Origin of the sequence: Pseudarthrobacter sp. SORGH_AS 212 (assembly GCF_030818145.1) — a bacterium.
In the GTDB taxonomy this organism is placed as follows: Bacteria; Actinomycetota; Actinomycetes; order Actinomycetales; family Micrococcaceae; genus Arthrobacter.
Genome location: NZ_JAUTAA010000001.1, coordinates 2,703,420 through 2,721,924, shown reverse-complemented (window position 1 = coordinate 2,721,924; position 18,505 = coordinate 2,703,420). Strand labels below are relative to the sequence as shown.

Annotated in this window: 12 protein-coding genes and 1 pseudogene; 4 read left to right on the top strand and 9 right to left on the bottom strand. The window is 62.5% G+C overall.

Features of this window, described 5'->3' with window-relative positions:
- Positions 1-188: 188 nt before the first annotated feature.
- The gene (gene metH / locus QE394_RS12355; RefSeq protein ID WP_349034654.1) at positions 189-3,833 is read right to left on the bottom strand and encodes a methionine synthase; all 3,645 of its coding nucleotides are present in this window, start codon (positions 3,831-3,833) and stop codon (positions 189-191) included.
- 238 nt (positions 3,834-4,071) lie between these two features.
- Here metH and QE394_RS12350 point away from each other — a divergent pair, with 238 nt between their 5' ends.
- Positions 4,072-5,163 carry a type I restriction endonuclease gene (locus QE394_RS12350; RefSeq protein WP_349034653.1) on the top strand — a complete coding sequence of 364 codons (1,092 nt, stop codon included), beginning with the start codon at positions 4,072-4,074 and terminating at the stop codon, positions 5,161-5,163.
- On the top strand, positions 5,160-5,825 hold the full coding sequence (locus tag QE394_RS12345; RefSeq protein WP_349034652.1) for a hypothetical protein: 666 nt from the start codon (positions 5,160-5,162) through the stop codon (positions 5,823-5,825). Before QE394_RS12350 ends, QE394_RS12345 begins: the two co-directional genes overlap by 4 nt.
- 34 nt (positions 5,826-5,859) lie before the next feature.
- On the opposite strand, the gene QE394_RS12340 is transcribed toward QE394_RS12345, so the two are convergent.
- Together QE394_RS12340 and QE394_RS12335 are read right to left on the bottom strand one after the other, a co-directional pair.
- Positions 5,860-6,015: a hypothetical protein gene (locus QE394_RS12340; RefSeq protein ID WP_349034651.1), complete on the bottom strand. Its 156-nt coding sequence runs from the start codon at positions 6,013-6,015 to the stop codon at positions 5,860-5,862.
- Positions 6,012-6,266: pseudogene (locus tag QE394_RS12335) on the bottom strand (CpaF family protein); the annotation flags it as partial. The pseudogene QE394_RS12335 and the gene QE394_RS12340, both read right to left, overlap by 4 nt.
- Positions 6,267-6,339: 73 nt before the next feature.
- On the opposite strand from QE394_RS12335, the gene QE394_RS12330 reads away from it, so the two are divergent.
- Complete coding sequence (locus QE394_RS12330; protein WP_349034650.1) at positions 6,340-7,365, top strand: hypothetical protein; 1,026 nt, start codon at positions 6,340-6,342, stop codon at positions 7,363-7,365.
- A gap of 25 nt (positions 7,366-7,390) precedes the next feature.
- Complete coding sequence (locus QE394_RS12325) at positions 7,391-8,338, top strand: hypothetical protein (protein ID WP_349034649.1); 948 nt, start codon at positions 7,391-7,393, stop codon at positions 8,336-8,338.
- A gap of 231 nt (positions 8,339-8,569) precedes the next feature.
- Here QE394_RS12325 and QE394_RS12320 read toward each other — a convergent pair whose 3' ends face one another.
- The 6 genes from QE394_RS12320 to QE394_RS12295 all read right to left on the bottom strand — a co-directional run bounded on the left by QE394_RS12320 (position 8,570) and on the right by QE394_RS12295 (position 18,357).
- The gene (locus tag QE394_RS12320; RefSeq protein WP_349034648.1) at positions 8,570-9,871 is read right to left on the bottom strand and encodes a hypothetical protein; all 1,302 of its coding nucleotides are present in this window, start codon (positions 9,869-9,871) and stop codon (positions 8,570-8,572) included.
- Between the two features lie 275 nt (positions 9,872-10,146).
- A complete protein-coding gene (locus tag QE394_RS12315) occupies positions 10,147-12,234 on the bottom strand; it encodes an ABC transporter ATP-binding protein (protein WP_349034647.1) in 2,088 nt (695 codons plus the stop codon).
- Between the two features lie 202 nt (positions 12,235-12,436).
- Positions 12,437-14,152 carry a thiamine pyrophosphate-dependent enzyme gene (locus QE394_RS12310; RefSeq protein WP_349034646.1) on the bottom strand — a complete coding sequence of 572 codons (1,716 nt, stop codon included), beginning with the start codon at positions 14,150-14,152 and terminating at the stop codon, positions 12,437-12,439.
- Positions 14,153-14,215: 63 nt separating this feature from the next.
- Positions 14,216-15,757 carry an amino acid permease gene (locus QE394_RS12305; RefSeq protein ID WP_349034645.1) on the bottom strand — a complete coding sequence of 514 codons (1,542 nt, stop codon included), beginning with the start codon at positions 15,755-15,757 and terminating at the stop codon, positions 14,216-14,218.
- Positions 15,758-15,829: 72 nt separating this feature from the next.
- Positions 15,830-16,762, bottom strand: coding sequence for a glutaminase (locus QE394_RS12300; protein ID WP_349034644.1), 933 nt, complete (start codon positions 16,760-16,762; stop codon positions 15,830-15,832).
- Complete coding sequence (locus QE394_RS12295; protein WP_349034643.1) at positions 16,759-18,357, bottom strand: helix-turn-helix domain-containing protein; 1,599 nt, start codon at positions 18,355-18,357, stop codon at positions 16,759-16,761. The genes QE394_RS12300 and QE394_RS12295 overlap by 4 nt, the downstream gene beginning before the upstream one ends.
- Positions 18,358-18,505 lie beyond the last annotated feature (148 nt).

The window sequence follows — 18,505 nt, the reverse complement described above, 5'->3', positions numbered from 1 at the left end:
TGGCTCGATGAGGGAGGACCTGCGGTCCAGCTCTTCCTCCGACGATAATGTCCGGCCTTTTCCACGCGGTCAAGAGCTCGCTCGTGCCTCCGATGTTAATCGCAAGGGCCGAAGCTAGATCGAAAACCCGGCTTGAGCCGTGAACCGATCATGCATCGGTTCCGCACAGGCTGAAGGTCCGGCTCCACTCACACCTTGAAGTACTTGGCCTCCGGGTGGTGGAACACGAACGCGTCGGTGGACTGTTCCGGGTGCAGCATCAGCTCGTCGCTGAGGATCACGCCCATCCTCTCGGGCTTGAGGAGCTCCACCACCTTGCGGCGGTCCTCCATGTCCGGGCAGGCCGGGTAGCCCAGCGAGAACCGGGCGCCGCGGTAGTCCAGCTTGAACAGGCCTGCCTTGTCCTTGGGCTCCTCCGCAGCGAAGCCCAGCTCCTTGCGGATCCGGGAGTGCCAGAACTCGGCCAGGGACTCGGTGAGCTGCATGACCAGGCCGTTGAGCTCGTAGTAGTCGCGGTACTGGTTGGCGGCGAACATCTTGGAGGTGAACTCCTCGATCTTCGAACCGGCGGTGACCAGCTGCACCGGCAGCACGTCGATCTGGCCCGACTCACGGGAGCGCACAAAGTCAGCCAGGCAGAGGTGCCGGTCGCGGCGCTGGCGCGGGAAGTTGAAGCGCAGCCGCTCCGTGCCGATGGGGCCGCCTGAACCGCCGTCCGGGGCGAGCAGGCCCGCAGCGCCCAGGACGCCGTCGCGGTCTTCACCGTGGTGCAGCACCACCACGTCCTCTCCCTCGGTGACCACCGGGAAGTAGCCGTACGCCACGGAAGCGTCCAGCATGCCCTCGCCGAGGATGCGGTCCAGCCAGTAGCGCAGGCGCGGCCTGCCTTCGCGTTCCACGAGTTCCTCGTAGGAAGCGCCGTCCTCGCCGCGGCCGGGCTTGAGGCCCCACTGGCCCATGAAGGTGGCGCGCTCGTCGAGGAAGCTGGCGTAATCGTTCAGGGCCACGCCGCGCACAATGCGGGTGCCCCAGAACGGCGGCGCGGGCACGGGATTGTCGGTGACGACGTCGGACCGGCCGGGCATTGCCTCGGGCTCGGTCACGGTGAACTTAGGTCCGCCCTTGTGGATGCGCTTCTTCAGCGGCGGCAGGCCGACGGTGTCCGGGTCCTCGCCGCGGGCCACGCGGACCAGTGGTTCCATCAGGGCCAGGCCCTCGAAGGCGTCCTTGGCGTAGCGGACGGTGCCTTCGAACTGCTCGGCGAGGTCCTGCTCCACGTAGGCGCGGGTGAGGGCGGCGCCGCCCAGGATGATGGGCCACTTCTTCGCCAGGCCGCGGGTCTGCAGCTCGGCGAGGTTGTCCTTCATCACCACGGTGGACTTCACCAGCAGCCCGGACATGCCGATGACGTCCGCGTCGTGCTCCTCCGCTGCGGCCATGATCTCGGCGATGCCCTGCTTGATGCCGATGTTGATCACGTTGTAGCCGTTGTTGGTGAGGATGATGTCCACGAGGTTCTTGCCAATGTCGTGAACGTCGCCGCGGACGGTGGCGATCACCATGGTGCCCTTACCGGAGGAATCGGACTTCTCCATGTGCGGCTCCAGCAGGGCCACGGCGTTCTTCATGACCTCGGCGGACTGCAGCACGAAGGGCAGCTGCATCTCGCCGGCGCCGAACCGCTCACCCACCACCTTCATGCCTTCAAGGAGCTGGTCGTTGATGATGGACAGCGGGCTCATGCCTTCGCTGCGGGCCAGGTCCAGGTCCGCTTCGAGGCCCTTGCCTTCGCCGTCGATGATGCGGCGCTGCAGGCGTTCGCCGGTGGGCAGCGCGGCGAGTTCCGCGGCGCGCTGGTCCTTCAGCGCTGCGGTGTCGACGCCGGCGAACAGGTCCAGCATGATGGCCAGCGGATCGTACGTGACGTTCCCGTCGGCGTCGTACTCGCGGCGGTCATAGACGAGGTCCAGCGCCACCTTGCGCTGCTCCTCCGGGAGGGAGGCGAGCGGGACGATCTTGGCGGCGTCGATGATGCCGCTGGTGAGGCCGGCCTGGACGGCTTCGTGCAGGAACACGGAGTTGAGCACCATGCGCGCTGCCGGGTTCAGGCCGAAGGAGACGTTGGAGACGCCGAGTGTGGTGTTGATGCCGGGGTACTTGGTGGTGATCTGGCGGATGGCCTCGATGGTTTCGATGCCGTCGCGGCGGGTCTCCTCCTGGCCGGTGGCGACGGGGAACGTGAGGGCGTCCACGATGATGTCCTCGACGCGCATGCCCCAGTCGCCCACCAGGGAGTCCACCAGGCGGGAGGCGATGGCCACCTTGCCCTCGGTGGTGCGGGCCTGGCCCTGTTCGTCGATGGTCAGGGCGATCACGGCGGTGCCGTGTTCCTTCACCAGCGGCATGATGCGGGCGAAGCGGCTGGTGGGGCCGTCGCCGTCCTCGTAGTTGACGGAGTTGACCACCGGACGGCCGCCGATGAGCTCGAGTCCGGCCTGCAGCACGGGCGGTTCCGTGGAGTCGATGACCAGCGGGAGGGTGGAAGCCGACGCGAACCGGGAGACGATCTCCTTGATGTCCGCCACGCCGTCGCGCCCTACATAGTCGATGCAGACGTCCAACAGGTGTGCGCCCACGCGGACCTGCTCGCGGGCGATGTCCACGCAGTCGTCCCAGCGTTCCTCGAGCATGGCCTGACGGAACGCCTTGGAGCCGTTGGCGTTGGTGCGCTCGCCGATGGCCAGGTAGGCGGATTCCTGGTCGAAGTTCACGTGGTGGTAGAGGGAGGCGATGCCGGCTTCGCGCTCGGTGGGGGTACGGGCTGGTTCTGTTGCCGCGTTGGCGGGCACGGCTTGCTGGCGGAAGGGCTCGAGACGTTCGACGACGGCGGCCATGTGCTCCGGCGTCGTACCGCAGCAGCCGCCCACCAGGCCCAGGCCGAATTCGCGGACGAACTGTTCGTGGGCGGTGGCGAGTTCGCTGGGTGTGAGGGGGTAGTGCGCGCCGTTGGGGCCGAGGACGGGCAGGCCGGCGTTGGGCATGCAGGCGATGGCGACGGTGGACTGCTTGGAGAGGTGGCGCAGGTGCTCGCTCATCTCGTCAGGGCCGGTGGCGCAGTTCAGGCCGATGGCGTCGACGCCGAGCGGTTCCAGGGCAGTGAGCGCGGCGCCGATTTCGGAGCCCATGAGCATGGTGCCGGTGGTTTCGACCGTCACTTCGACGAAGATGGGGAGGCGGATTCCCTTGGAGACGATGGCCTGCTTGCAGCCGTTGACGGCGGCTTTGGTCTGCAGGAGGTCCTGGCTGGTTTCGATGAGGAACGCGTCCGCGCCGCCGTCGATGAGGCCCTCGGCTTGCAGGGCGAAGGTCTGCTTGAGGTACTCGTAGGTGGTGTGGCCGAGGCTGGGGAGCTTGGTGCCGGGGCCCATGGAGCCGAGCACCCAGCGCATCCGGCCGTCGGTTTCTTCTGCGGCTTCGGCGCGTTCGCGGGCGATCCTGGCGCCCTTGTGTGCCAGTTCTTCGATGCGGTCGTCGATGCCGTAGTCGGAGAGGTTGGACCAGTTGGCGCCGAAGGTGTTGGTTTCCACGGCGTCGATGCCGGTGGCGAAGTAGGCGTCGTGGATGTCCGCGAGGACGTCCGGCCGGGTGTCGTTGAGGATCTCGTTACAGCCTTCGAGTCCCAGGAAGTCATCCTCGAGCGAGAGGTCCCGGCCCTGCAGCATGGTTCCCATGGCCCCGTCGGCAATGACGACCCTGTGGTTGACGGCGTCCAGGAGCGCCTGCGCGCGGACGGGACGGGCGACGGAGTCTATATCAAGAGCAAAACGAGGCATCTCAACAGGTTACGTGTGGGGGCTGGCACGTTGCGCTGTGTGTCCGAGTGCTACGGCGGGGGCCTCCTTGCGGTCTGCTCCCTGGACGAGTCGGGCAGCCGGGAAGGGTCAGCGTCCAAATGCCCATAGCGAGTTGCGTGTAAAAGTCGCTGGTCACATGTAGGTTTTTGCTACACAGCTTGAAATTGCATCTGGCACGTAGACGTGACCAGTTATAGCGGCCTTACTGGGGGTAAGAATGGAATTCGCGGAAAAGCTTTCGGCTCTGGCGGCAAAGGTGCGGCAGCAGCGGGGTGTGATCCAAACAGAAGAGGCAACGAAGAACGCCTTCGTCATGCCTTTTATCTCGACGATCCTTGGCTACGACGTCTTCAACCCTATGGAGGTCGTACCTGAGTTCATTGCGGACGTGGGGCTGAAGAAGGGCGAGAAGATCGACTATGCCATCGTCAAGGACGGCGAAGTTCAGATCCTGATCGAGTGCAAGAAGTCGACTGAGCCCGTGAAAATCGAGCATGCTTCACAGCTTTTCCGCTACTTCGCGGTGACCAATGCTCGCATTGCGATCCTGACGAATGGAGAGGTCTACCAGTTCTTCACTGACTTGGACGCTCCGAACCGCATGGATGCCAAGCCGTTCCTCGTCCTGGATCTGAACGACATCGACCAGTCGCTGATCCCTGAGCTCCAAAAACTGTCCAAAGACGTTTTCGACCTGGATTCGATCATTAGCGCCGCCGGAGAGCTGAAGTACATCGGCGAACTCAAGCGCACGCTTGCAGCGCAATTCAAGGAACCAGAAGATGAGTGGGTCAAGTTCCTTACCACGAGGGTTTACACGGGCCCCTACACGCAAAAGGTTCGGGAGCAGTTCACCACCTTGGTTTCGAAAGCAACCAAGCAATTCCTCAATGACCAGGTCAACGAGCGGCTGAAGAAAGCTCTTGGCAACCCGGGGTTTCCGCAGACAGAAGAGACAGCCATCCCCACCGCTGTCACCAGCACGCCAGTCGCGGAAGCGGATCTCGCCGAGGTCGACGCGCTGGAAACAACGCTTGAGGAGATTGAGGGCTACCAGATCGTGCGAGCGATCGTCTGCAGCGAGGTCAAACCTGTCCGCATCGCGCAGCGCGACGCAAAGTCCTACTTCGCCGTTCTCCTGGACGATAACAACCGCAAGCCGATCGCCCGTCTGCATTTCAACCGGACACAGAAATACATCGGGATCTTCGATGAGAATAAGGATGAAACCCGGGTGCCGATTAACTCCCTCGAGGAGATCTACGAGCACACTGAAGCACTCCGCGCGACAGTCAAGAGCTACCTATGAACGTGCCCGCATCCGACCTCGATCGGCTACTCGTTGCGATTGCAGCGATGCCAACGCCGTGGAAAGAATGGCCCGGCGGATATCCCACTCGCTTGGATCTGGCCTTGATAGATGCTGTCATGTCCATCCGATTTCGGTATGGTCGAGAACGCAAAGACGGCACTTGGAGTGGTGCGCGTGGTGCAGTTCTGCGCTACCAGAAGCACTCAGAGCACGTGGCACCTTCGGAAAAGATGCGCCACTTGGCGACGTACGACCCAGTCGCCCTTGAGAAGATTCTAAATCGCCAAAAGGTGCACGCAGGAAAGACCAAGGCGTCCGCAATTGTGGAAGCAGCCCAACGCTTCGCGGATATCGGAGTTACAGAGGCCTCGCATTTGGTTCCCGACAAAGCCGAACATCGTCAGACATACACCGGAGTTTCAGGCCTCGGCCCTGTGACTTGGGAGTATTTCACGATGCTCCTGAGCCACGACGGGGTGAAGGCAGACACGTGGATCACGGAATTCGTCGGGCGGGCCATCGGGCGGCGGGTTTCGTCCGAAGGTGCCAGAGGCTTGCTGAAGGAAGCCGCCCAGAAACTGAGCGTGAACGAAAAGACGCTCGACCATGCCATATGGAGTTACTCCAGTGCCACGGGGCAAAAAGATATGCCCACCTAGTCGTCATGATGATGCCCTCACGTATACATGCCCCTTACCTATAGACCTTTTCGACTCCTGCGGCGGCCAGCAGGTCGGCGATCCGGCTGGGCTTGCTTCGGCGGGGCGTGCCCTCCGGCGATTCCCACAGTGACCACCAAATAAGGAACAGGCCCGTTCCCGCAGTGGCTCCCAGCAGTGCGGACATCATCGGGGATCCAGCAGGGCTGCAACGTCATAGCCTGCGCGGGCAAACTTCTCTATTGCAGGCATCGCGTTGGCGCGTGACCGCAGAACGCCGTCGGCCATGGCGAAAACCGGTGATGACTCAATGATGCCGTTTTCAACCCGCCGCCCAAGGGAAAGGATCTCGGTCACCTCCCGGCGTCCGTTGGCAAGCCGGCTGCAGTGAACCACCAGGTCAATACAGGATGCCACCGTTGGCACGACGAAAGCGGAAGCGTTAGGCGTCAAAGGACTACAAGCCTGTCATCGTCAGCGACCGCCTGATACGGAGCCATGATCCAATGGGAGCGTGAAAAACTCCATGATATTAAGCGATTTCGCCCCGGGGCTCAAGCGTCTCAACGGAGCGTTAAACGAATCTTTCAACGACTCTGAAAATGATTATCTGGCCCGACTCCGCGCAAGCGACGTGGTGCAGATGTGGTGGGACGCATTAAACGACTATCAGTTCATGGAGAACTATGTCGCCCTCGTCCTCAATGACAGGGATGAGGTTAAGGACTACGACGTCACTGTCACTAACTTAGAGCAATCTATACGTGGAGGCGCGGATCGGGACATAGAGATTTGGGCTGACAGGTTATTGGGTTTCCTCAAAACCTACGTGGCCAAAGTGAAAAATCTGGTGTTGGAGCGAGTGCGTTCCGGGCATAGGGCGCCGAAAGTCGAAGACCACACATATATATCTGCGCACATGGAGTTTAGCGCCGTGAGCCTTCTTGTTGCACGCATAGAGAATATTGACTACTCCCTGCAACTCCGCAGAGCCGTTCGCGACGCTAGGCAGGATTCAGTCGATGCACACACTGCCGCTGAGGCAGCGAGGAACGCGGCAGGCATGGCATCCGGATCGACGCTCACAGCAAGATTCAACTCGTTAGCAACCCGTCACTTCTTGGCGGCGACATTGTTCCGTGTCTTGACGGCGGCTGGCGTGATTGTGGGACTTTGGTTCGCGTTGGCGGTCTCTATTGGGGAGACGGTTGCAGGGCCCGTCGGGTCGCCGGGCCATGCAATTCTCCGCGTTTCATTGCTGGCAGGTGTATTGGGATTAGCTACCTACTTCGGCAGGCAAGCCGCATACCACCGGGACGTCAGTACATGGGCCCGCACAATCAAAGAACAATTGTTGACCTTTGACGGCTACATGGAACCTGTAACAGACGATGATCTCCGTCACCAAATGCGGGCCACTTTCGCTGCCCGCGTCTTTGGCCCGTCCCCCGAATCGAAGGAAGACGGGGGCGTCACCCTCAGCTCGCCAGTCCTCAGCGAACTTGCTGCGGCCGTCGCAAAGGCAGGCGCAAAACCCTAGCCAGGAGGCGTGGCACCATTTCTCCATGGAATCGAAAAGCGAAGGCCGTAAGCCCCCGCGCACTAGGCCAGCAGCAACGGCAAAACATGACGGAACCGAGGATGAGCTAAACCCTGACAGAACCTCACCCAAACGTGTTTTTGTGGTGTCCCCTATCGGAACTCCCGGTACAGACATCTATAAGCGGGCGCAGTATGCACTGAAATTCATCTTCAAGCGTGCTTTGCCGGCACCGGAGTGGGAGGTTCACCGCGCGGATGAAGGAAAGCTCTTCGACTCCATCGGCCAGCATGTTATTCGAAGCATCATGGACGCAGACCTGATTATCGCGGACCTCACCGGTCATAATCCGAACGTGTTTTACGAACTAGCCGTAGCTCACGCTTCACGTAAGCCTGTTGTTCACTTAATCTCCAAGGGCGAAAGGCTTCCTTTCGATGTGTTTGACCAGCGAACGATTCACTACGACATTTCTGACCTTGAGTCGGTCGAGGAAGCCGTTGAAGAAGTACGCGCCTACGCCGACGCGGTTATGGGTCAGGCTGACGAAGTGGTCAATCCGCTGACGAACTATGTGGCCTTCGACAGGATCCGGGGTGATGGAACAGGTGAAAGCGCCAACGATGCGCTCGCAGACCTGCTAGAACAGGTTGTCGCCAGGCTCTCCAATCTGGAGCAGACAGTAACCATCAGTCGGGCCCGCGATTACAGGATCAGACAGGAAAGGGCTTTCGACCCCCTGACAGATGATGCCCTCACACCCGATCGCGCTGCCAGACGAGAGCGCGAGCGAGCCTATATGCGCGATCAGGCCTATCGCCAGCAAGCTAACGAGCTGTCCATCGCAGAACGGCGGCAACGTGAGCAAAATAGAATTCTCACGGTGGAAGACCTGGGTAGGGTCACTAAGGAAGATATGGACGGAGAACAGCGTCGCGGCGGGAGTCGTCGCCCTCCGGAGTCAGCCAACTAGCTCTCAGCTTCCGAAGATGAACAAAAAGCCCCGCAACACGGTTGTGTTGCGGGGCTTCTGTTTCCTATCTGCTGCGCTGGTTGCCGGAGCAGTGGCTTCCATCGTTCCCTGTCTGCCGTGCACCGAGGGTGAGGTTTACGGGCGTCCGAATCGCTGGGAGAAGTAGGGCGGCCCCCTGTTGCCGGCAGCGGTCCTTCTCGCCCCGATGGGAACCCGGGGGCACGCGCGCGACTATAATTCTCCCTCGCCTTCCACTATTCGCCTTATGTGCTCAAGTGCTTGCTCATTTCCGGGATTGGATATCTCCACTAATTTAGGAGCGCTCTTTTTGAAATCATTATCGCGAAGCACCAGATCAAAAGGATAGTACGACCCCGTCGCCTTCACTGAAAATTCTTCATCCAGCACTTTCGTTGCAAATACGGATTGAACAAATTTTAGCTTTCGAGCTCCTGGCCAAATTATAGGGCTGGGAAAATCCTTAAACGTGCATCGAATTAACTCAATATTCTTAGACGTGGCGGCATTACTCAGAACCAGGAACGTGCCGTCGAAAACGCATCCAAGAAATGCCACCCGATGCCCGACAGCAACACCAGATAGGTCGAGAATCCCTCCGCTGAAGGAGCAGCCTTGGAATTCGATACGCTCATGACGGGACCGAGCAAAGCTCAACACTCCCCCATCGACCAAAGTTGTAGCTTGAACTAGCATGGGCTTGTCCGAAGTGGTACGGGAAAAATCCAGGCTTCCGTCTATACGTAGATCTATCAAGCCGGAGTCTGGATTTCTTATTCCGCTAAAATCCAAGTGACTGCCCACCCAGCGTCGCCCGTGGTTACTTTTTGATTTGAACCTATCAATGACTGTCCGCCATATTGCGGATTTCGTCTCTAACGCACCAGGCTCAGTACCCTCCGCAGAAGCCCGATAGGTCGCTACCAGCAAATCAATGCACGTTTGTCGATCTGCAAACGAGTTTTCCTGACGGTCCCAGTCATCGGCCAGGGTCGCCAGGGCAAACACGCCGGCTAATTTACTAGCCAGGGCAGGCTCACCCATTTGGTCGGCCGCGCGCGAATAGCGGGAACGGAGATCAGCAACGACGGCGTCCTGTCGCCTTTCGCGCTCAAGCTCGTACTGCTTGTTACTAAGTTCCAAGGCCTTCGCGGCAGTGTCTTGAGCAGCGGCCGCCGTTAGTTGGGCTTCAGCTGTAATTCGCTGTGTCGCTTCCGTAGTGCGTTGGCGACGGTACGAGAAGAAGAGCGTTATCCCCACCCCGAGAGCAGCCGCCGTTGTGACGGCATTGCGAATAATGTCGAAAAGTCTATCTTGGCTAAGACGTGGTTCATGGAGCCAAGGACGCCACCGTGCCGTCTCGTATGCGGCAAACAGCCAGCTGAGCCCGGCGACAACTGCGACTGAAAATATGAACCCGAAAAGGAAAACTATTAAAAGGCGAAAAGGCTTCCGGTTTTCTCCATCCGATCTGATCCACTCATCGATTCGCCGCAAGAGACGTCCCTGCTTCACCAGCAATTCTCATCGTTACCGCCGCCCATCCGAGCAACTCCCCCCATATTCATGATCCTCATCGTAGATGCCGTCGCTTCAACTTCTCGCATTGCTCTCACTGCGGCCCGCGAGCGGATTCTCAAGCGCTAAAGACGGACCAGCGGCAGGCCCGTGGCGTTCTCGTTTCTTGCTTGGGCTTCAAGCCGAACCCATTCATACAGGGCAGGCTCCCTGTGCTCGCGCGTGAAGCGGTGTCCTTTGGTGTGCCCTACTTACGAAAAACCGGAGTGTACTCAGACCTCCGCCGCCGGCGCCGCGAACTGCGCCTCATACAGCCGCGCGTAAGCCCCACCGGCGGCCAAGAGTGAAGCGTGCGTCCCCTGCTCCACGATCTGGCCGGCCTCCATCACCAGGATGAGGTCGGCGTCGCGGATCGTGGACAGGCGGTGCGCGATCACGAAGGACGTCCGGTCGGACCGCAACGCACTCATCGCCTTCTGCACCAGCACCTCGGTCCGGGTGTCCACCGAGGACGTTGCTTCATCCAGGATCAGCACCGACGGCCTGGCCAGGAACGCCCGGGCAATGGTGAGTAGCTGCTTCTCACCGGCGGATACGTTTGAGCCCTCGTCGTCCAGCACGGTGTCGTACCCCTCGGGCAGCGAGTGCACGAACCGGTCCACGTACGTTGCCTGCGCCGCCTCCAGAATCTCCGCCTCGGATGCCCCGGGCCGGCCGTACGCAATGTTGTCCCGGATGGTCCCGCCGAACAGCCACGTATCCTGCAGCACCATCCCCATCCGCGAGCGCAGGTCATGCCGGCTCATGGCGGTGATGTCCACGCCGTCCAGCGTGATCCGGCCGGCGTCCAGCTCGTAGAACCGCATCATGAGGTTCACCAGCGTGGTCTTCCCCGCCCCGGTGGGCCCCACGATCGCCACCGTTTGCCCCGGCTCGGCCACCAGGGAAAGGTTGGAAATCAGCGGCTTGTCCGGCGAATACGCGAAGGACACCGCCTCAAACTCGAGCCGACCCCGCATCGCACGGCCGCCGTCGTACGCGTCCTCCGAAGCCGAAGCCGCGGCACCCAAAGCACCAGCACCCACACCGGAACCAGCACCAACAGAACCAGAAGGATCCGCCGACTGCTCCTCCGTATCCAGCAGCTCAAACACCCTCTCGGCAGAGGCAACCCCGGACTGCAGCAGGTTGGCCATGGACCCCAGCTGCGCCAGCGGCTGCGTGAACTGCCGCGAGTACTGGATGAACGCCTGCACATCGCCCAGCTGCATTGCCCCGGACGCCACCTGCAGGCCGCCCACCACGGCGATCCCCACGTACACCAGGTTCCCAATGAACGTCATGGCCGGCATGATCAGCCCGGAAATGAACTGCGCCCCGAAGCTCGCCTCATACAGCTCCTGGTTCTTCTGCCGGAACTGCTCCCCCACCTCGCGCTGCCGGCCGAACACCTTCACCAGCGCATGCCCGGTGTACGTCTCCTCGATCTGCCCGTTCAGCTGCCCCGTATTCTTCCACTGCGCCACGAACAGCTTCTGCGAACGCTTGGCAATCAGCGCCGTGATCCCCAGCGTCAGCGGAATGGTCACCAGCGCGATCAGCGCCAGCGTGGGCGAAAGGATGAACATCATCACCAGCACACCCACCACGGACAGCACGGACGTTACCGCCTGGGAGATGGACTGCTGCAGGCTCTGCGAAATGTTGTCCACATCGTTGGTGACCCGGCTCAGCAGCTCACCGCGCTGGATGGAATCAAAGTACTTCAGCGGCAGCCGGTTGATCTTCGCCTCGATCTCCTCACGCAGCCCGAACACCGTCCGCTGCACCACCCCGTTCAGCACATACGCCTGCCCCCACATGAACGCCGACGCCAGCACATACAGCACCAGCGCCCACGTCAGCACGCTCCCCAGCGCAGTGAAGTCGATCCCGGCCCCGGGCGTCAGCGTCATGGCGCTGAGCATGTCCGCCTTCTGGTTGTCCCCCGCCGCGCGCAGCTGCGCAATCAGCTGCTCCTGCGTCACGCCCGCCGGCAGCTCCTTGGACACCACACCGGAGAAGATCAGGTTGGTGCCCTCGCCCAGCAGCCGCGGCCCGATCACCTGCAGCACCACGCCCGCCACGGCCATCAGCAGCACCAGGGTGAGCCAGGCACGTTCCGGCCGCAGCGTCCCCAGCAGCCGCTTGGCGGACGCGCCGAAGTTCATCGCCTTCTCCGCCGGAATGTTCATCCCGCCGAACGGCCCGCCACGTCCGGGTCCGCCGGCCGGACGCGGGATGCGTACGACGTCGGCGTCCGCGGTTTTGGTGCCGGCCGCGGCCTTGGTGCCGGGTGCCGACGCGGGTTCGGGGCTCATGCCGTCTCCTCCGCCGCGGGCCGGAAGAACACGCGCCGGCTTACTGCCTGCCGCAACGGGCGCGGCGGCAGGTGTTCAAGAAACAGTCTCCAGAGCATGCCGGCTCCAACCTGACTCGAAGCTCACGGGAAGTGATGCGAAGGTCAGTTTACGTCCGGAGGCTGGGAATCACCGGGCAGATTCGCCACAGGAAATGCCCCTCTCAATAGGCTTTGACCCGCTGTTCCACAATGAGGTGGATCAGCGCGAAGACGCCGTCCTCATCGATGGCCGCCAACGCCGCGTCCAGGGCGGCCGGAACGTCCCGGTCCTCGGTAACGGTGATCCCAAAACCGCCGAAGGCCCGGGCCATCAGGCCGAAATCCGGATTCTTCAGCTGCGTCCCGGAAACGCGGGCCGGGTAGTGCCGCTCCTGGTGGGTGCGGATGGTGCCGTACTCCTGGTTGTCCATCACGATCACCAGCGGCGTGGCCCCGTACTGCGCCGCGGTGGCCAGTTCCTGGCCGTTCATCAGGAACTCGCCGTCCCCTGCGATGGTGACCACCCGGCGTCGTGGGTTAGCCAGCGAGGCCGCAATGGCCGACGGGACCGAATATCCCATGGAACCGTTGCGGGCACTGATCATGGAGACGTAGCGGCGGGTGGGAAAATAGCGGTGCGCCCAGTTGGTGTGCTCCCCCGCACCGAAGGTGACCATCGAATCTTCGGGCAGCCTGGGCACCAGGTTCGCCATCAACGTGTCCATCCTCGCCTGCCCCGCGGCCGGTTCCGCCGGAGGCAGCGTGGCGAACCGTTCCTGCTCGCCACGCATCCGGGCGGTCCACGCTTTCCACTCGTCCTTCACGGGCAGGTCGATGCCCGCAAGGTCGCGGACAAACGCGTCAGGCTTGGCCAGGATCTGGCGCGAAACGGGCCCCGAACGTCCCCGGAGTGAGGGGTCCACCGTGACCAGGAAGTTCTTCTTGTTCCAGTCCTGCCGGCAGAGGAACCCGTCGGTAATCACATCGCCCGGCACCGTCCCCACAAACACCAGCAGGTCGGTTTCCTCCAGCAGGTCGTAAGTGGGCCGGGGGCGGCCATAACCGATGGGTCCCACATAGGAGGGGGAATCGAAGGAAACCGTGCCCTGCGTCCGCCATTCCGCTGCTGCCGGGATGTGATGCCGTTCCAGCCATCCGGTCAGCTGGTCCGCTGCCTCCTGCGTCCAGTCGTTGCCGCCGGTGACAAACAGGGGTTTGCGGGATTCTGCCAGCGCAGCCTGCAGGGTGGTGGCGTCGGTGCTGCTCATCCCGCCGGCTGCCACCGGAATGACGGGGTGGACCGCCGGGTCGATCTGCTGCCGGATGATGTCTTCCGGCAGGCCCACCACCACCGGGCCCGGCCGCCCGCTCATGGCCGCGAACATCGCCTCAGCCACGATCTCGGACGCCCGTTCCGGGTGGTCCAGCACCATGACACGTTTGGCGCCGGTATCAAACCAGGCCTTGATGTCGAACTCCTGGAACGCCTCACGGTCACGGTGCGCGAACGGGATCAGGCCCACGAACAGCAGCATCGGGGTTGAATCCTGCCACGCGGTGTGCAGCCCCACATGCGCGTTGGCCGCCCCCGGCCCCCGGGTCACCATGGCCACCCCGGGACGCTGCTGCATTTTCCCGTCCGCCTCGGCCATGTACGCCGCGCCGCCTTCGTGCCGGCAGACGATGGTTTCAATTTTCGAGTGGTGCAGGCCGTCCAGCACGTCCAGGAAGCTCTCGCCGGGGACAACGTAGGTGCGTTCCACCCCGTGGGCCAGCAGCGAATCAACAATCACGTGCCCGGCGGACTTCCGCGCCGGGCGTGGGTCGGCAGTGGAAGGAACGACGGCGACGGGCCGGGTGTGGGATGCGGTCAGGGTTGCTTCGGTTTCCGTTGTCATGGGCTTTCTTTGGCAGTGCGGACAGGTTTGGCGGTGTCAGGTTTGGCGTTCGTATGGCCGTCTTTACCTGAACGTCTCCGCAGGTGGGTTGGCTACCACGGGTGCGGTGCCGGTGTGGCCTTCGCGGGTTGCGGCGATTTCGTGGATGCGTTTGCGGCAGGCGTACCAGCCGAAGACCATCAGGACTGAGGCGATGGCGGTGACCATCATGGTCAGTGGTGAGTCGATGAACACCATGATGAGGACACCCACCAGGAAGACCAGGGAGAGGTATCCGGTGTAGGGGGCGCCGAACATCCGGAAGGAGGGCCGTTCCACCCATCCTTTATCGGCCCAGCGTTTGAGCTGGATCTGGCACAGGACGATGGTGGCCCAGGTCATGATGATGCCTACGGAGGCGATGTTCAGCACGATCTCGAACGCTTCGGCCGGGACCAGGTAGTTCAGCGGGACGCCGAGGAGGGAGACGCCGGCGGTGATGGCGATCCCGCCGTAGGGGACACCTGCCTTGTTCATCCGGGACGCGAATTTCGGGGCGGAGCCGTTCACGGACATCGAGCGCAGGATCCGGCCGGTGGAGTACAGGCCGGCGTTCAGCGAGGACAGGGCCGCGGTGAGGACCACGAGGTTCATGATCACGTCCACGCCCTGGACGCCGATGGAGCCGAAGAACGTCACGAACGGGCTGACGCCCTTCTGGTAGGACGTGTAGGGCAGCAGCAGGGCCAGCAGGATCACGGAGCCGACGTAGAACACGGCGATGCGGAAGACCACGGAGTTGATGGCCTTGGGCATGATCTTTTCGGGGTTCTCGGTCTCGCCGGCCGCGGTGCCCACCAGTTCGATCGAGGCGTAGGCGAACAGGACGCCCTGCATGAGGATGATCATGGGCAGCAGGCCGTTGGGGAAGACGCCGCCGTTGTCCGAGAGGAGGTTCAGGCCCACTTCCTGGCCGTCCACCGGGGTCCCGAAGATCACGAAGTAGGTGCCCACCAGGAGGAACGCGACGAGGGCGGCGACCTTGATGAGGGCGAACCAGAATTCCATCTCGCCGAAGACCTTCACGGAGACCAGGTTCAGGCTCAGGACCACCACCAGGGCAATCAGGGCCCACGCCCACTGCGGCACGTCAGCCATCCAGGGGACGTAGTTGCCGAAGAAGTGCATGTAGAGGGCGGCGGCGGTGATGTCCACGATGGTGGTGGTGGCCCAGTTGATCCAGTAGAACCAGCCGGAAACGAACGCGGCCTTCTCCCCGAAGAACTCACGGGCATAGGACACGAACGAACCCGACGAGGGCCGGTGGAGGACCAGCTCACCGAGGGCGCGCAGGATCAGGAACGCGAAGAAACCACACACGGCGTACGCGATGACCAGCGACGGGCCGGCTGCGTTGAGGCGGCCGCCGGCACCAAGGAACAAACCGGTACCAATAGCACCGCCAATAGCGATCATCTGGATCTGCCGCGGCTTCAGGCTCTTGTGATAACCCTTATCCTCGGCATGCAGCGAGGACTCGGTGGCATGGGCATGACCACCATCAATCAGGTGGTCCGGTGCGGCGGTGCGGTCCGCTACAACCTCGTCATTGGGGTTGTTGGGCATGGTTGAGCCTTTCAGTAGGGGAACATCAAGCAGGATTGGGGATGAATGTGGCGGGCTGTGCAGCCCGGGCATTTAGAAAACGGACCAGCCGGTGCGGTCCGAAAGGTCGGCCAGGGCGGCAGTGCCTGCCAGGGAATTTCCCTTGGCGTCCAGGCGGGGGCTCCAGACGCAGATGGCACATTCGCCTGGAACGATCACCAGGATCCCGCCGCCCACGCCGCTTTTTCCGGGCAAGCCAACCCGGTAGGCGAACTCGCCGGCGGCGTCATACATGCCGCACGTCAGCATGATGGAGCCGATGCGTTTCGCTTCGCTTCGCGACACTACAGGTCCGTGGGTCCCCTGGCCGTCCCGGGCCAGGAAAAGTCCCGCTTTGGCTAGTTCCATGCAGGTCATCATGATGGAGCATTGCCGGACATAGTTTTCCACCACTGATTCGGCTGGCCGCGCCAGGTTGCCGAAGTCCTTGAGGAAATGCGCCAGGGCCAGGTTGCGGCTGCTGCTGGAAAGCTCGCTGGCCGCGGCGTCCTCATCGATGAACGGCCCTGCGCTGCCTGCCTCGTCGGTGAGGAACCGCAACAGCCGGGTGGCGGCGTCGGGCGTTTCATTCATCAGGTGGTCGGTGACCACCAGGGCACCGGCATTGATGAAGGGGTTCCGCGGGATGCCGTGCTCCACTTCCAGCTGGACCAGGGAGTTGAACGAGGTACCGGACGGCTCCCGCAGCACGCGGGACCACAGTGTTCCGGCGCCGTCCCCCCGGAGCGCCATGGCCAGGGTGAACACCTTGGAAATGCTTTGGATGGAGAACGGAACGCTGGCATCGCCGGAACTGAACAGTTCACCGGACGTGGTGGCAACAGCGATCCCGAACCTGTTGAACGGCACCGCTGCCAGGTGAGGGATAGTGGCGGGTACTGAGCCGCTTTCCCGCTGGGGTGTGTGGCTGCGGACGATGTCGTCCAGTAACGGGCCCAGCGGAGGTGCCATGAGTGCTGTGGTCATTTCCTGCCTAAAAGTTCTTTGTGTGTACCGGCCCATTCCTGGATGTGCAGCAGGGCCACCAACGCATCCCGGGGGTCGCTGAAATCGAGGCCGGTCAGCCTGGATGCCTTACTGATCCGGTAGTAGACGGTGTTCTTGTGGAGCTTCATCCTGGCGGCGCACCCGGCCACATCAAGGGAGGCCTCGAAATACGCGTGCAGGGTTTCGGCGAGTTCGCCGCCCTCCCGCAGCAACGCGGAAAGGCTGCGGTGACGGAACGTTGAGGACGTGAAATTTTGGACTGCTTCGCGGAAGAGGATTTCGGCTTCGAAGTCGTCCACGGTGGCAACGGACGCGTCCGGAGATGCGCCAACGCAGCCCAGCAGGGCGCCTGTGATGCGGGTGGTTGAATGCAGCGACAGCAGGTCCGGGACCACCGGACCCACGGCGGCGAACGGACGGATGCCGAGGTGCTTGCCTGCATCCCGCACGATCGATTCAGCCAGGCTGCGCAGCCCCGGTTCCGCGGCGGTTGACTGCAGCCCAGGGACAATCACGGCGGTGTCGCCCTTGAACTGGCCCACGATGGCGGAGGCTTTATACGCGGCCGCATGAATGGATGCCAGATTGGCCAGCTCGCCGTGCTTCAGTGCTGCGTCGTCGGCCTGTGCCTCGGCATCCGAGATGCCCAGCAGGATCAAAGCTGCCGGGCGGTCAGCGGGGATCTTCTCGCTGTGGGCGCTGGCCGCGGCTTCCGCCGGGCCCGACAGGATCCGTGCCACACGGTCTTCGCGCATGTGCACGGACTGCTGGTTGCGGTAACGGATCAGCTCTGCCGAGGCCCTGGCGGCGGATCCGTTGAGCACGTAATCAACGTCCGCGCCGAAGCCTGCCCCGGTTTCCTGGAGCCAGATGTACCCCATGATCCGGTCGCCGGCGAACAGCGTGATGGCCACCCGTTCCCGCAGCCCGTCCTGTGGCCGGGCCGGCACCCGCACGGGCAGCCTGGTCCGGTGCAGTTCCCGGTAGGCGCCCAGGTCCTTGAGCAGCAGTTCATATTTCCGCGGACCGCGCCGGGTCAGGATGGAAGCTTTGCGCAGCTCGTCAATGTCATTTGAAACAGTGGAGTAGGCCAGCACCTTATTGGCGGCGTCTTCGATGAGCACATGGCTGGAGGTGAGCCTGGCCGTGGTCTGGGCGATCGCAAACAGATCCTCTTCCAGCAGGGTCAGCACTTCGCTCTGGTAGCTGCGGGGCTGGATCCTGTCCTTGGCGATGGACAGCAGGCGGTCCCAGTCAGCCGCCGGATCCACCAGGAGCAGGCCGGTGCCCGCATCGCGGAGCAGCTCTTCGGCCTCGATGAGCTCTTCCCGTTTTCCCTTGAGGGCGATCACCGGCGGGGGATTCTTCACGAGCCGCCGCAACGCGGGCAGTGCCGAGCGGCCGCGGACGCCGATCAGCAGCACAAAGGCCGCACCGCCGTCGGACGTTTCATCATCGGCGTCCACAATCAGGAACCGTTCGATGGCGGAGCCGGCCGGAACAGGCCTGAGGACGAGGGTGGCGAAACCCAGGGGGAGATCCGAGAGGATGTCGTCCACCGTCACCGCTGCCATGGGCTTCCTTCTGCGTCGAACTGGCCGGACGGCTCTGTCCGGACACCTCATGCTATCGAGGCGGGGACCTGCAAAATATGGGCGCGAGCCTAAAGGCAGGGGCAGCTTTTCGGTCCGCGGACCATGCCTGCGGGCCTGCAGGGTCTCC